Origin of the sequence: Pseudomonas sp. UBA5568, from assembly GCF_002425525.1 — a bacterium.
Taxonomy (GTDB): Bacteria; Pseudomonadota; Gammaproteobacteria; order Pseudomonadales; family Pseudomonadaceae; genus Aquipseudomonas; species Aquipseudomonas fulva.
The window spans coordinates 129,753-143,711 of record NZ_DIMK01000054.1 but is presented as its reverse complement, the minus strand read 5'-3'; the positions used below and the strand labels follow the sequence as shown (position 1 = coordinate 143,711).

Sequence of the window (13,959 nt, the reverse complement as noted above, 5' to 3'; positions counted from 1 at the left end):
TTTGCTGGAAGCTTGAAGCTCATAGCACGGAGCCGCTCAATGCGTATCATCGACAAGACCGCCGCCCAGGTGCGCAGCCTGACGCCCGCCGAAGACGCGCTGCTGGTGGAATTTGCCACCGGCGGCTTGACCGGGCCCCGCCTGCTGCAGGCCAACCAGATGCTGATGAAGGTGCGCAACGCCAATCAATGGCTGGCCTGCGACTGCCGCACCGACGCCCTGCCTGTGCTCAATGTCACCCTCAATGGCAACACCGGTACGTTGTTTCTCAAGAACAACCCAGGCACGGCCGAACATGCGCCGGGCTGCCCCTTCACCAAGGATGAACAGGAAGCGGCCGAGCGTGCTCAGGCACCTGTTCAGCCGGTGGCCTGGCTGCCTCCCGACACACCGCTGCGGCTGATCGGCGACTTCCGCACGGGGGCAAGCGCAAGCACCAACGAGCCAGGCGAGCGCCGCGAACAACAGCGTTTGCTGGCCTTGTTGTTGACGTGGATCGAGACCAGCGGCCTCAACCTCTACGCCACGCATTTGAAGCAGGACCTGACCGGGCAATTCGCTCAACTGCGCGCCGTGGCCAGTCGCTATCCGCTGGTGGAACGGGTGCCGGCCAGCAACTACCTGGAAACGCGCCTGGACATGAAGCACATGATGATGCTCAAGGCCCGTCTGCGTGAAGCAACGATCTTTGGCAACCATCGTCGTCATGGACTACTGCTCGACTGCATCGACCAGATCAAGGGCCGCAAGGTCTTTCACTACCGCAGTGAAGAGGGTTTCGATTTCCAGGGCCATCATCTGTACTGGGGTGGTCAGCGCACCTGCGGCCCGTTGCTGACGCTGGCACTCTATTCGCCTACGACTCCCGGCAGTCACTTCTATGAACTGATCCACGTGGCCAGCGTACCGGTGCTGTCGCGCGGCCATCTGTTTCCGGTCTATCGCGATGAAGAGCGCGAGCCGCTCAAGGCATTGGTATCGCTGGTGGACTGGATGGCCAGCAAGGGCGTCAAGGTGCAGATGCGCCGCCCGGTGGTCGGCGGGCAGCTCATGGATGAACTGGTGATGACGTCCGACCAAGACCGTGTACTGTCCATTTCGCTGCTCGAACAACCCATCGGGCCCGAGCCGGATACCGAGAACTTCAAACGGTATGCCGACTTCAAGAGCCCTGAAACCTTCCGCAAGTTCGTGGCCGGTTTCTTCATGCGCGAGCGGTGATCCGCCGCCTCAGCCGAGGAACAGGCGATAAGCCGGGTTATCCGTTTCGTCCCAGTAGCGATAACCCATCTGGTCCAGCGCCGAAGATAACCCGGCACGCTCATCGGCAGGCACCTGCAGCCCAGCGAACACCCGCGCATGGGCTGCACCGTGGTTGCGGTAATGGAACAGGCTGATGTTCCAGCGCTGGCCCAGGCGCTCCAGAAACGCCGGCAGTGCCCCGGGGCGCTCTGGAAACTCGAAACGCAGCACCTGCTCGTTACTTCCAGGCGCCAAAGGCCCACCCACGGTATGGCGCACATGCAGCTTGGCCAGCTCATTGTCGGTCAGGTCCACAACCTCATAGCCTTGAGCCTGCAAACCGTTCAACAGATGATCGCGTGGATCCTGCAATGGGTGCGTTTGCACACCCACGAACAGCCTTGCAGGTTTGCCCGGCTGGCAGCGGTAGTTGAATTCCGTGACCTGGCGCTTGCCCAACGCTTGGCAGAACGCCCGGAAGCTCCCAGGCTGGTCGGGGATGGTCACCGCGATCACCGCTTCGCGCTGTTCACCCAGTTCGGCGCGCTCTGCCACATGGCGCAGCCGATCGAAGTTGATGTTGGCCCCAGAATCGATGGCCACCAGCGTCTTCCCGCGAACGCCCTCGCGGTCCACATACTGCTTCATGCCCGCGACCGCCAGGGCCCCCGAGGGCTCGGTGATCGAGCGGGTGTCATCGTAGATGTCCTTGATCGCGGCACACAACGCGTCGCTGCTTACAGTCAGCACCTCGTCCACAAAATGCCGGCATAGCTCGAAGCAGTGGGCGCCCACCTGGGCCACGGCCACCCCGTCGGCGAAGGTGCCGACATGCGGGAGCACCACCCGCTCGCCAGCCTGCAGGGCGGCCTGCAGGCAGTTGGCATCCTCAGGCTCCACACCGATCACCCTGACCTCGGGGCGCAGGTACTTGATGTAGGCCGCGATTCCGGCAATCAAGCCACCTCCGCCTACCGGAACGAAGACAGCCTGTAGCGGCCCAGGACACTGCCTGAGGATCTCCATGCCGACCGTACCTTGACCGGCAATCACATCCGGGTCATCGAAGGGTGGCACGAAGGTGGCTCCTTCCAGCTCGGCCAGCTTCAAGGCATGTGCCAGGGCATGAGGGAAGCTGTCACCGTGCAGCACCACCTGGCCACCGCGGGCGCGCACGCCCTGGACCTTGAGCGAAGGCGTCGTGGACGGCATGACGATCGTGGCCGTCATGCCCAGATGCGCGGCGGCCATGGCCACGCCCTGGGCATGGTTGCCCGCCGAAGCGGTCACTACACCGGCCTGACGCTGACGGGTGGTCAACCTCGACAATCGCGTGTACGCCCCACGGATCTTGAACGAGAATGTGGGTTGCAGGTCTTCGCGTTTAAGCAGTACCCGATTACCCAGCCTATCGGACAACCCACCGGCCTCTTGTAACGGCGTTTCGATGGCCAGGTCATACACGGGCGCTGCCAAAATTCGCCGAACCTGCTCGGACAGCAGTTGCTCAGGGGTGATTGCTCGCGGGGCGCAACACAGGTTGGACATCATCGACTCCTTGGCCGGTTAACGGTGCCCAGGAGTCAGATGGAAAAACCCGCCTCCAGGGCGGGTTTGGTGCATGCTCGCGCTAGCCCGCCAATCTGATGATGGCGGTAATAATGCTGGCGAAGGCAGGCTGATAGCGGTTCATGTGCCGAACGTTAGCCCGAGGCTTGGTCGCGCGTCAACACTTGGCCTGCTGCGCCGACAACGGCACGTCGAATACCTTGTCGAAGCCCCACTGGAACACGAAGGCGTAGACGAAGAAAAAAGCGAACAGGGCCAGATTGGTCAAGAGCGCTGCCAGCAGGCTGACTTGCAACCAATAAGCCACCAGCGGGAGCAGGATCACCACCAGGCCACCCTCGAAGCCAAGCGCATGCAGCAAGCGGCGCAACAGCGTGCGCTTGCGCTGAGGCTGGCGCGCCTCCCAGCGCTCGAACACCCAGTTGTAGAGCATGTTCCAGCTCATCGCGACGCCTGACATCAATACCGACAGCACAGTGGACTGCGCCATCCCCGCCCCGAACGCAAGTTCCAGGGCAGGGGCAACACACGCCACGGCGATGGCCTCGTAGAGAATGGCCTGGACGATCTTGCGGGCCTTGCCTTGCATGTTCAGCTCCCTGAATGACGACCCGACACGCTACAAGATCCCGCCGGTTAAAAGAAGAGGCTTACTACCAGGCATCAGCCTTCAGGTCACCTGCCCGGCGGGCAAGCGGATACGAAATTGCGCACCGCCCAATGGGGACTGGGCGACCGTCAGGGTCCCGCCCTGCCCCTCAATGGCCCGCCGGCTGATCGCCAGCCCCAAGCCGAATCCACCCGTGCTGCGGTCCCGGCTGCGATCCAGGCGATAGAACGGCTGGAAGATTCGCTCACGCTCCTCGACAGGGATACCAATGCCATCATCCTCCACCGTCAGCGAGCAAGCCCCGTCGGGCTCCAGGCGCAAGCGCAGTACCAGGCGCTGCTCACAGTAGCGCATGGCGTTGCGCACCAGATTCTGCACCGCTCGGGCCGTCAGGCGCGGATCGAGCACGAAGCGCGGCAACTCGGCGTCGGCATGCACCTCCCACTGGATGCCCCGCCCGTCCAACTCCTCGGCAAAGCCGCCTAGCACGCTGTCCACCAGCTCGAGCAACGACACCTCCACTCGTTCGCGCGCCTGGTCGGCATTGTACAACCGGCTGTAGGACAACAACTCCAACACCAATTCATCCAGCTCTCGCACATGCCCGACCAGCTCCAGCAAGCGCTTGCGGCTGGCCGCAGGCACTTCGTCGAAGAGCAGCACCAAGCCGAAATCCAGGCGCGTCAGGGGCGTGCGCAGCTCGTGAGATACGGCATTGAGCAGCTCGCGCTGCTGATTGACATGGCGCTCAAGGTCGCTAGCCATGGTGTCGAATACCCTGGCCAGTTCGCCGATGTTCGAATGCACCGAGATATGCGTGCGCTCGGACATCTGCCCCTGCCCCAGACGCCGAGCGGTTTCCTTCAGGCGCTCCAGGTCACGCCAGTGCGGCCATACCCAAAGCAACAGGCAACCCAGCATCGCGGCCCCGATCAACACCGTCACGCCCCATGACAGGACGTTGATGTCCAAGGGATCAGGCGGCGAATCCAAGCGTACCAGCCAGTGGCTGTCCAACGGCGCCAGCAGGGTTTCGTAGTAGCCCCATTGGGCCAGGCGCACTGCCGACTCCCCTTGCGCCAGCCGCGCGCGCTCCGTTTCATTCAAGTGGGCCTGGTCGATGGGCAGCAGCTGGACCTGCAAGGGTGCAAAGTCGTCGGCCAGCGCTTTCGCCACGGCAGGCCACTGGGCCTGAGGCGCCTGATGGAACTGACGTACGATCAGCGACTGCACGCCTTTGGTCTGGCTGAGGTTGTAGGCCATGAAGCGTTCCTGAAACAGCCCCACGATGGTGTCGGGGATGAACAGCAAGGCACCGGCATACGCCACGATGATCAGCAGATACAGCCGCACCAGGATCTTGAACATCGCAGCTCACTCCCACTCGACACGGCTGAACAGATAACCTTTGCCCCAGACCGTCTTGATCTTGCGTGCTTCGCCTGCGTTGTCGTCGAACTTGCGGCGCAGCTTGGAAATGGCCACGTCCACCGAGCGGTCGGTGCCGTTGAACTCGATACCGCGCAACTGTTGAAGAATGCGATCGCGATTGAGCACGACCCCGGCATTGCGCGCCAGCACGACCAACAGGTTGAATTCCCCGCCCGACAGTTCGACAGGCTCGCCGCGCCAGGTGACGGTGCGTTCGGCCAGGTCGATGCATAACCCACCTACCACGATCAGGTCATGGTCCAGCCTGGGTTCGTTAGCGCTGCGGCGCAGCAAGGTGCGCACCCGGGCCAGCAACACCCGTGGCTCGCACGGTTTGGTGACGTAGTCGTCGGCCCCCATTTCCAGCCCCAGCACCTGGTCATGGCTGTCATCGCGGGCGGTGAGCATCAGGATCGGCAGGCATTGGGACTGCTGACGCAATTGGCGACACACCTGCAGGCCGTCCAGCCCTGGGAGCATCAGGTCAAGAATCACCAAGTCGGGTTTGTCGCGGCAATACTCGTCCAGCACATGGTCACCCCGGGCGATGACCCGGACGACGAATTCGTTGCGTTGCAGGTAACTGGCGATCAGCTCGGCCAGGGCGCTGTCGTCTTCGACCAGAAGTATAGTGGGCATGGGTGGCTTGGCAGGCAGGTGGAGGGACTTGCAGCGCACCGGCTCGGTGTTGCCTCGTAAGCGCTGCGTTCTAGTGACGCAAGCTTATAGAAACATCGTGGTGCACAACCCATCGCTTCACACTTTTTCACACTCCCCGTACAGCTGTTAACAGCCAACCATGACCCGGGTGCCGTAGCATAGCGCAGATCATCAGCGGAAGATCCCAATGTCCGACACACTCACTGTTACCCTGCGCCGCATGGCGCTTCTGGCGCTTGTAGGCTTTGGCCTGGGCGGCTGCAGCGCTAGCGACGAACCCGAGCAGCAAGCCCCGGCCCCGCAAGTGCGGATCGAAACGCTGCAACTGCAACCGCTGGCCATCACCAGCGAGCTCAACGGCCGCATTCTGGCGCCGCGTACCGCCCAGGTGCGGGCTCGGGTGGCCGGCGTAGTGCTCAAACGGGTGTACCGCGAGGGTAGCGACGTCAAGCAGGGCGATGTGTTGTTTCAGATCGACCCCGCACCCTTCAAGGCCGACCTGGACAGCGCCCAGGCGGCACTGGCCAGAGCCGACGCTACCCGTTATCAGGCTCGCCTGCAGGAGCAGCGCTACCGCGAGCTGGTCAATGACAAAGCCGTCAGCGGCCAGGAATACGACAATGCCAAGGCCAGCCTGCTGCAAGCCAACGCAGCAGTGGCCGAGGCCAAGGCGGCTGTGCAACGGGCCCGTCTGAACCTGGGATACGCCACTGTGACCGCTCCCATCGCCGGGCGCATTGGCCGTGCCCAGGTGACAGAAGGCGCATTGGTCGGGCAGAACGAAGCCACGCCACTGGCGACCATCGAGCAACTGGACCCCATTCATGTCGACGTCACCCAGTCGACCCGTGAGATCACGGCGCTGCGCAAGGCTTTGCGTGCTGGCCAGCTGCAACGGGTCGACGCAGACCAGGCCAGTGTCACCTTGATCGAGGACGACGGCAGTGCCTACCCGCTGCCCGGCAAGCTGTTGTTCTCCGACATCCAGGTCGACCCCTCTACCAACCAGATCACCCTGCGCAGCGAGTTCCCCAACCCGAACCTCGACTTGCTGCCGGGCAGCTATGTGCGCGTGCGCCTGGCCCAGGCCGTGCAACCGCAAGGGCTGAGTGTGCCGCAACGGGCGATCCTGCGTGACAGCGCAGGCGTGCCGAAGGTACTGGTCGTGGATGGCCAATCGCAGGTCAGCGAACGGCAAGTGGTTCTGGGCAGCGTACAGGGCGACCGCTGGGTAGTACGCGAAGGCCTCGCTGCCGGTGACCAGGTGGTGGTCGAAGGCCTGCAACATGCCAAGGCAGGCGAACGCGTGCAGATCGACCCCGCCCCCGAGGCCACCTCCGCCACCCAGCACACCGGCCAGTGAGGGCCTGATCGATGCCGCAATTTTTCATTGACCGCCCCATTTTCGCTTGGGTGGTGGCGCTGTTCATCCTGCTGGCTGGCGCCTTGGCCATTCCTCAACTGCCCGTGGCGCAGTACCCCAACGTGGCGCCGCCGCAGGTGGAAATTTACGCCGTATACCCTGGCGCCTCGGCGGCTACCATGGATGAAAGTGTGGTCAGCCTCATCGAGCAGGAACTCAACGGCGCCGACAACTTGCTGTACTTCGAGTCGCAAAGCAGCCTGGGCAGCGCCACCATCACCGCCACCTTCGAGCCGGGCACCGTGCCAGACCTGGCACAGGTTGACGTGCAGAACCGCTTGAAAGTGGTCGAGTCGCGCCTGCCACGCCCGGTCACCCAACAAGGCTTGCAGGTTGAAAAGGTGTCCACTGGTTTCCTGCTGCTGGGCACGCTCACCTCCGAGGATGGCAAGTTCGACGAGACCGCGTTGTCCGACATTCTGGCGCGCAACGTGATGAACGAGATCCGGCGCATCAAAGGGGTCGGCAAAGCCCAGCTGTATGGCTCCGAGCGCGCCATGCGCATCTGGATCGACCCGGCCAAGCTGGTCGGCCTCAATCTCACCCCCAACGACGTGGCCGAAGCCATCACCGCACAGAACGCGCAGGTGGCGCCCGGCAGCATCGGCGACCAGCCTAGCCCCGCTACCCAGGAGATCACCGCCAATGTGGTGGTCAAGGGCCAGCTGACCACACCAGAAGCGTTTGCGGCGATCGTGCTGCGAGCCAATACCGACGGTTCGGTGGTGACCATCGGTGATGTGGCCCGGGTAGAAATCGGTGCGCAGGAGTACCAGTACGGCACGCGCTTGAACGGCAAGCCGGCCACCGCATTCAGTGTGCAGCTGGCCCCGGGTGCCAACGCCATGGAAACGGCCACGCTGGTGCGCGCCAAGATGAAGGACTTGGCGCGCTATTTCCCGGAAGGCGTGAAGTACGACATTCCCTACGACACCTCGCCGTTCGTCAAAGTCTCCATACAGCAGGTCATCAGCACGCTGTTCGAGGCAATGGTGCTGGTGTTCGCGGTGATGTTTCTGTTCCTGCAGAACCTGCGTTACACGTTGATTCCCACACTCGTGGTGCCCGTGGCGCTGATGGGCACCTTCGGCGTGATGCTGATGCTGGGCTTCTCGGTCAATGTGCTGACCCTGTTCGGCATGGTCCTGGCCATTGGTATTTTGGTGGACGACGCCATCGTGGTGGTCGAGAACGTCGAGCGAATCATGGCCGAAGAGGGTCTGGCGCCGCGTGAGGCCACACGCAAGGCCATGGGCCAGATCAGCGGGGCGATCATCGGTATCACGCTGGTGCTGGTGGCCGTCTTCCTGCCCATGGCCTTCATGAAGGGCTCGGTCGGCGTGATCTACCAGCAGTTCTCGGTGTCCATGGCCGTTTCCATCCTGTTCTCGGCCTTCCTTGCCCTGAGCCTGACGCCGGCGTTGTGCGCCACCTTGCTCAAGCCTGTGAACCCAGGTGCGCACCATCAGCGCGGCGGTTTCTTCGGTTGGTTCAATCGGCGCTTCGAGGGCATGAGCAAGGGCTATGAGGGCTGGGTGTCGCAGGCACTGCGTCGCAGCGGGCTCTACCTGTTGGTGTACGCCGTGCTGCTGGGCGTGCTGGGCTACGGCTTCAGTCAGCTGCCCACGGCCTTCCTGCCGACCGAGGACCAGGGTTACACCATCACCGATATCCAGCTGCCGCCTGGCGCCAGCCGCATGCGCACCGAGCAGGTGGCGGCTCACATCGAGGCGCACAACGGCGATGAGCCTGGCGTGGGCAATACCACGGTGATTCTGGGTTTCAGCTTCTCCGGCAGTGGCCAGAATGCGGCGCTGGCCTTCACGACCCTCAAGGACTGGTCCGAGCGTGACGCTGAGGACAGTGCCCAGTCCATTGCCGATCGCGCGAACATGGCATTCACGCAACTCAAGGACGCCATCGCCTTCGCCGTACTGCCACCACCGATTGACGGGCTTGGCGAGTCCACTGGCTTCGAATTCCGCCTGCAGGACCGGGGCGGGCTTGGTCACGCCCAACTCATGGCTGCCCGTGATGAACTGCTGGCCAAGGCGAGCAAGAGCGCGGTACTGACAAACGTGCGCGAGGCATCGTTGGCCGAAAGCCCACAAGTGGAGCTGGAGATCGATCGCCGTCAGGCCAATGCGTTGGGCGTCTCGTTCGCCGATATCGGCTCAGTGCTGGACGTGGCGGTGGGTTCGAGCTACGTCAATGACTTTCCCAACCAGGGCCGCATGCAGCGGGTGGTGGTGCAGGCCGAGGGCGATCAGCGCAGCCAGGTGGAGGACTTGCTGAAGATTCATGTGCGCAACAGCGCCGGCAAGATGGTGCCGCTTGGCGCCTTCGTCCAGCCCAGATGGGTTAGCGGCCCGGTCCAGTTGACGCGCTACAACGGTTACCCGGCGGTGTCCATTTCTGGTGAGCCGACGGCCGGGCAAAGCTCGGGGCAAGCCATGGCCGAGATCGAGCGAATCGTGGCGCAGCTGCCGGCTGGTGTTGGGCTGGAATGGACTGGGTTGTCGCTGCAGGAAAGGCTCTCGGGCAGTCAAGCGCCGGTGCTGATGGCCCTGTCGCTGCTGGTGGTGTTCCTCTGCCTGGCGGCGTTGTATGAAAGCTGGTCGATCCCCACGGCGGTGCTGCTGGTGGTACCCCTGGGGATTCTGGGCGCGGTCCTGGCAGTCACGCTGCGTGGCATGCCCAACGACGTGTTCTTCAAGGTCGGGCTGATCACCTTGATCGGGCTGTCGGCAAAGAATGCCATTCTGATCATCGAGTTTGCCAAAAGCCTGATGGACCAGGGCATGGATGCCACCCAGGCTGCCATCGAGGCTGCCCGCTTGCGCCTGCGGCCCATCGTGATGACGTCCCTGGCGTTCATCCTTGGGGTGGTGCCACTGGCCATCGCCACCGGTGCCAGTTCGGCAAGCCAGCAGGCCATCGGTACAGGGGTCATTGGCGGCATGTTGAGCGCCACGCTGGCGGTGGTGTTCGTGCCGGTATTCTTCGTCGTGGTGATGCGTTTGTCCCGGCGCCGGCGGCCACAGGAACCTGGCGACGAGCCAGCCCCGCGCAGTCACTGACTGGACAAGCGGAACGTGAAATGGGAGGGTTTCTGGCACTGACTGCCAGGAACCCTTTTTCATGCCTGCTACCCTGCCCCTTTGCTCTGTCCTCATGCTCGCCGGCGGCCGTGGCCAACGCATGGGCGGGCGCGATAAAGGGCTGATCGACTGGCAAGGCCGCCCTCTGATTGCCCACGTGCATGCGGTGGTTCGGGGCCTCAGTGATGACCTGATCGTTTCGTGCAATCGCAATCAGCAGATATACCAGCGGTACGCCGAGCACTGCGTGTGTGATGCCGAGGCCGGCTTCCCTGGCCCACTGGCTGGCGTGCTTGCCGGGTTGGCGGTAGCGCGGCACGACTGGGTGGTGGTGCTCGCCTGTGATGCGCCGCGGGTCGATCAGGTGCTGGTCAACGACCTGCGGCGCGCCGCCTTGGCGGCGAACAGTGCCGCGATGGTCCGCCAGGGTGGGTATTGGCAACCGATGTTCAGCGTGCTGCCCCGCGCCATCCTGCCGCTGCTTGAACAGGCCTGGAATGCTGGGGAGCGCAGTTTGCAGAGAGCCTTGCTCGGCGCGCCCGTGGCGGCGGTTGATTGCGCTGAAGAGGATTGCCGGCTGAATAATTTCAACAGCCCGCAGTGGCTTGAGGGCTGACAAGGGGGCTGTCGATTTTTTTCGATACTAAAGGCGCGCCAGGGCCATAGGAATCTAGCTTCGCAGCGCAGACCCGGCGATACCGCGTTGAGCCTGGGAGTTCGCTAACCACCCAGGGCGGAGCCAGGCAGTGGACTCCGCCACTGCCTAGGCGCACCCCGCCGTCTTCGACTAGCGGTCAGCTACCAGCCGCCGAGCCTCCAACCCATTCAACAAAGCCTCCACTACTGCGGTCGCCGATTCCAGTCCATGGTCATTGCCCAGCAACAGGTCGAAACAGGTCCCATTGGCCAACTCCATGGCCTTTAGATTAGCGGCATAGGCGCCACGCAACAGCGTGGACAAGTGCACGAGCGCGTCTTCGAGATCGACGCCCGGACGTACCGAAAACAAAGGCGGATGGCTGCTTTCGCAGGTAGAGAAGGATGTGGGCGCGGTTGTGAGACTGGCAGGAGGATCAGGTAACCCTTTTGTCATGGTGTGCTCCTTGATTCATCAGAAGCCGCCATCAATCGCTACCAAACGAAATGGTGACGGCTATGCGCAGGTTGGTAGACCGGGAATCAAGGAAACCGGCGCGCACAGAGGCGCCCTACGCACAGCCGCCATAAAACGATACAGCCGACCACAAAAAATGCGCCAACCATAGCGAAAGCGGGCGCTTTGTGCGCCTTGATCAATTCGGGCTACCAAACCCGACTGCTGGATTGACAGCAGCCCGCGAAGACTAACCCTCTCCCACGGTGCTTTCAAGCCAAAAGCCCCGCTTGAAACACTTGTAAGTGTCTTAGCAGGGCGCCGATAACGCCTACTGGCGCCTGGTTCGCGCTACAGTGAACGCCTGTGACCCATCAGCGTGCAGTTCCCATTCACGCTGACTGGCAACGCAACGGGTATCGGCGCAAAAATGCACGATGCCCCTGCACAATTGTCGATTGTACTAGGCAAATTCGCATGCCAGGATCCAGCGATCCTCCAGCGAACTCCAGATTTCACATGGAAAATCAATAACAAGCAGGGAGACCGCAATGACAGCGCTTATTCAGACGCCGGTTACCGAACACATTCTGAGCGAGGTTCGCAACCAGATCGGCCACCTGCGTCTCAACCGCCCCGCTGGGTTGAACGCCCTGACCTTGGACATGGTGCGCAGCTTGCGCAAGCACCTGGACGCGTGGGCCGGTGATCCGAACATCCGCGCCGTCGTACTGCGCGGCGAAGGGCCGAAGGGCTTCTGCGCCGGTGGTGACATCCGCTCGCTGCATGACAGCTACAAAGCCGGTGACGACCTGCACGCGGTTTTCTTCGCCGAAGAGTATGCCCTGGACTTGCTGATACACCGCTACCGCAAGCCTATCCTGGTGCTCATGGACGGCTTTACCCTCGGCGGGGGCATGGGCTTGGCGCAGGGCTGCGAGCTGCGGGTGGTCACCGAGCGCAGCCGCTTGGGCATGCCAGAGGTGGGCATCGGCTATTTCCCCGACGTGGGGGGCAGCTACTTCCTGTCCCGCCTGCCGGGCGAGCTGGGGACCTACCTCGGCGTCACCGGCACACAGGTCCAGGCGGCCGATGCCCTGTATTGCGGCCTGGCCAACTGGTATGTGACGAGCGACAAGATCGAAACCCTTGATCGCGAGCTGGACCAGTTATCCCTCAATGACAATCCGCTCAAGGATTTGCAGAACCTGCTGGCGCGCCTGGGCACACAGGCGCTGGAAGCGCCACCACTGGCTGCGCTGCGCCCAGCGATCGATCACTTCTTCGCCCTGCCCGATATGGCAGCCATCGTCGAGCAGTTGCGTGCCGTCAGCATCGGCGACAGCCATGCCTGGGCCGTTGCCACTGCAGAGCTGTTGGAAACCCGATCCCCACTGGCCATGGCCGTGACGTTGCAGATGTTACGACGCGGCCGACAGTTGAGCCTGGAAGAGTGCTTCGCCATGGAGTTGCACCTGGATCGCCAGTGGTTCCAGCACGGCGACATCATCGAGGGGGTGCGCGCCCTGATCATCGACAAGGACAAGCAGCCGCGCTGGAACCCCCCTACATTGCAGGGGCTGGACCGCCAGCGGGTCGACCAATTCTTCGAAGGCCTGTGAGCCCGGGAGCAAGCAGATGCAAGACGTGGAACTGAGCGAAGAGCAGATCATGATCCGTGACATGGCCCGCGACTTCGCCCGCGGCGAGATCGCCCCCCATGCCCAGGCGTGGGAAAAGGCCGGCTGGATCGATGACGCCGTCGTGCGCAGCATGGGTGAGCTTGGCTTGCTGGGCATGGTGGTCCCCGAGGCCTTCGGCGGCAGCTATACCGACTACGTGGCCTATGCGCTGGCGGTGGAAGAGATTTCAGTCGGGTGTGGCGCCACCGGGGCCTTGATGAGCATCCACAACTCGGTGGGGTGCGGCCCGTTGTTGGCCTACGGTAGCCCCGAACAGCAGCAGCACTGGCTGCCGCGGCTGGCCAGTGGCGAGGTGATTGGCTGCTTCTGCCTGACCGAGCCCCAGGCAGGATCCGAGGCCCATAACCTGCGCACCCGCGCCGAGTTGATCGACGGGCAGTGGGTGATCAACGGCAGCAAGCAGTTCGTCAGCAATGCCCGTCGCGCCGGGCTGGCCGTCGTGTTCGCCGTGACCGATCCTGACCTTGGCAAGAAAGGGCTGTCGGCGTTTCTGGTACCGACAGACAACCCCGGCTTCAAGGTCGATCGTACCGAACATAAGATGGGGATTCGCGCGTCCGATACCTGCGCCGTCACACTCGACCAATGCCGGATTCCGGCTGGCAACTTGCTGGGCGAGCGCGGTAAAGGCCTAGCGATCGCTTTGTCCAATCTCGAAGGCGGCCGAATCGGCATCGCCGCCCAGGCTCTGGGCATCGCCCGGGCTGCCTTCGAAGCGGCGCTGGGCTATGCCCGGGAACGTGTCCAGTTCGGCAAGCCGATCCACGAACACCAGAGCATTGCGAACTTGTTGGCTGACATGCAGGTGCAGATCAATGCGGCTCGCTTGCTGATCCTGCATGCCGCGCGCCTGCGCAGCGCCGGCAGGCCCTGCCTGTCCGAGGCGTCACAGGCCAAGCTGTTTGCCTCGGAAATGGCTGAGCGGGTGTGTTCGATGGCCATCCAGGTCCACGGTGGCTACGGCTACCTTGAGGATTATCCCGTCGAGCGACACTATCGTGATGCGCGAATCACCCAGATCTATGAAGGGTCGAGCGAAATTCAGCGGATGTTGATCGCACGTGAGCTGAAACACTACGCGCTGTAAGGCCCGGCCTACCTGGCCTGCAGCGGCGTGAGCTTGTGCC

The 13,959-nt window shown here is 62.9% G+C and carries 11 protein-coding genes; 6 read left to right on the top strand and 5 right to left on the bottom strand.

Going from position 1 to position 13,959, the window contains the following annotated elements:
* Positions 1–39 precede the first annotated feature (39 nt).
* Positions 40–1,221, top strand: a complete 1,182-nt coding sequence (locus B2S33_RS18100) for a hypothetical protein (protein ID WP_027914920.1) — start codon at positions 40–42, stop codon at positions 1,219–1,221.
* Between the two features lie 9 nt (positions 1,222–1,230).
* On the opposite strand, the gene ilvA is transcribed toward B2S33_RS18100, so the two are convergent.
* From ilvA to B2S33_RS18080, 4 genes are all read right to left on the bottom strand, one after another.
* Positions 1,231–2,790 (bottom strand): threonine ammonia-lyase, biosynthetic, encoded by a 1,560-nt coding sequence (gene ilvA, locus B2S33_RS18095; protein WP_288650768.1) that lies wholly within the window; start codon positions 2,788–2,790, stop codon positions 1,231–1,233.
* A gap of 178 nt (positions 2,791–2,968) precedes the next feature.
* Positions 2,969–3,400 (bottom strand): PACE efflux transporter, encoded by a 432-nt coding sequence (locus B2S33_RS18090; protein ID WP_023535716.1) that lies wholly within the window; start codon positions 3,398–3,400, stop codon positions 2,969–2,971.
* Between the two features lie 81 nt (positions 3,401–3,481).
* A complete protein-coding gene (locus B2S33_RS18085) occupies positions 3,482–4,789 on the bottom strand; it encodes an ATP-binding protein (RefSeq protein ID WP_288650766.1) in 1,308 nt (435 codons plus the stop codon).
* Positions 4,790–4,795: 6 nt separating this feature from the next.
* Positions 4,796–5,491 carry a response regulator transcription factor gene (locus B2S33_RS18080; protein ID WP_049696125.1) on the bottom strand — a complete coding sequence of 232 codons (696 nt, stop codon included), beginning with the start codon at positions 5,489–5,491 and terminating at the stop codon, positions 4,796–4,798.
* 208 nt (positions 5,492–5,699) lie between these two features.
* On the opposite strand from B2S33_RS18080, the gene B2S33_RS18075 reads away from it, so the two are divergent.
* The 3 genes from B2S33_RS18075 to mobA all read left to right on the top strand — a co-directional run bounded on the left by B2S33_RS18075 (position 5,700) and on the right by mobA (position 10,652).
* Positions 5,700–6,875: an efflux RND transporter periplasmic adaptor subunit gene (locus tag B2S33_RS18075; protein ID WP_288650765.1), complete on the top strand. Its 1,176-nt coding sequence runs from the start codon at positions 5,700–5,702 to the stop codon at positions 6,873–6,875.
* A gap of 11 nt (positions 6,876–6,886) precedes the next feature.
* On the top strand, positions 6,887–10,015 hold the full coding sequence (locus B2S33_RS18070; RefSeq protein ID WP_110606434.1) for an efflux RND transporter permease subunit: 3,129 nt from the start codon (positions 6,887–6,889) through the stop codon (positions 10,013–10,015).
* Positions 10,016–10,076: 61 nt separating this feature from the next.
* Positions 10,077–10,652, top strand: a complete 576-nt coding sequence (mobA, locus tag B2S33_RS18065; protein ID WP_132578795.1) for a molybdenum cofactor guanylyltransferase MobA — start codon at positions 10,077–10,079, stop codon at positions 10,650–10,652.
* Positions 10,653–10,823: 171 nt separating this feature from the next.
* Here the strand turns inward: mobA and B2S33_RS18060 are convergent, their stop codons facing one another.
* A complete protein-coding gene (locus tag B2S33_RS18060; RefSeq protein WP_080992850.1) occupies positions 10,824–11,129 on the bottom strand; it encodes a DUF3077 domain-containing protein in 306 nt (101 codons plus the stop codon).
* A 551-nt stretch (positions 11,130–11,680) separates the two neighbouring features.
* Between B2S33_RS18060 and B2S33_RS18055 the strand changes: the two genes are divergently transcribed.
* On the top strand, positions 11,681–12,751 hold the full coding sequence (locus B2S33_RS18055) for an enoyl-CoA hydratase/isomerase family protein (protein ID WP_125922297.1): 1,071 nt from the start codon (positions 11,681–11,683) through the stop codon (positions 12,749–12,751).
* Positions 12,752–12,767: 16 nt separating this feature from the next.
* Positions 12,768–13,919, top strand: coding sequence for an acyl-CoA dehydrogenase family protein (locus B2S33_RS18050; RefSeq protein ID WP_027914912.1), 1,152 nt, complete (start codon positions 12,768–12,770; stop codon positions 13,917–13,919).
* The last annotated feature ends 40 nt before the right edge of the window (positions 13,920–13,959 follow it).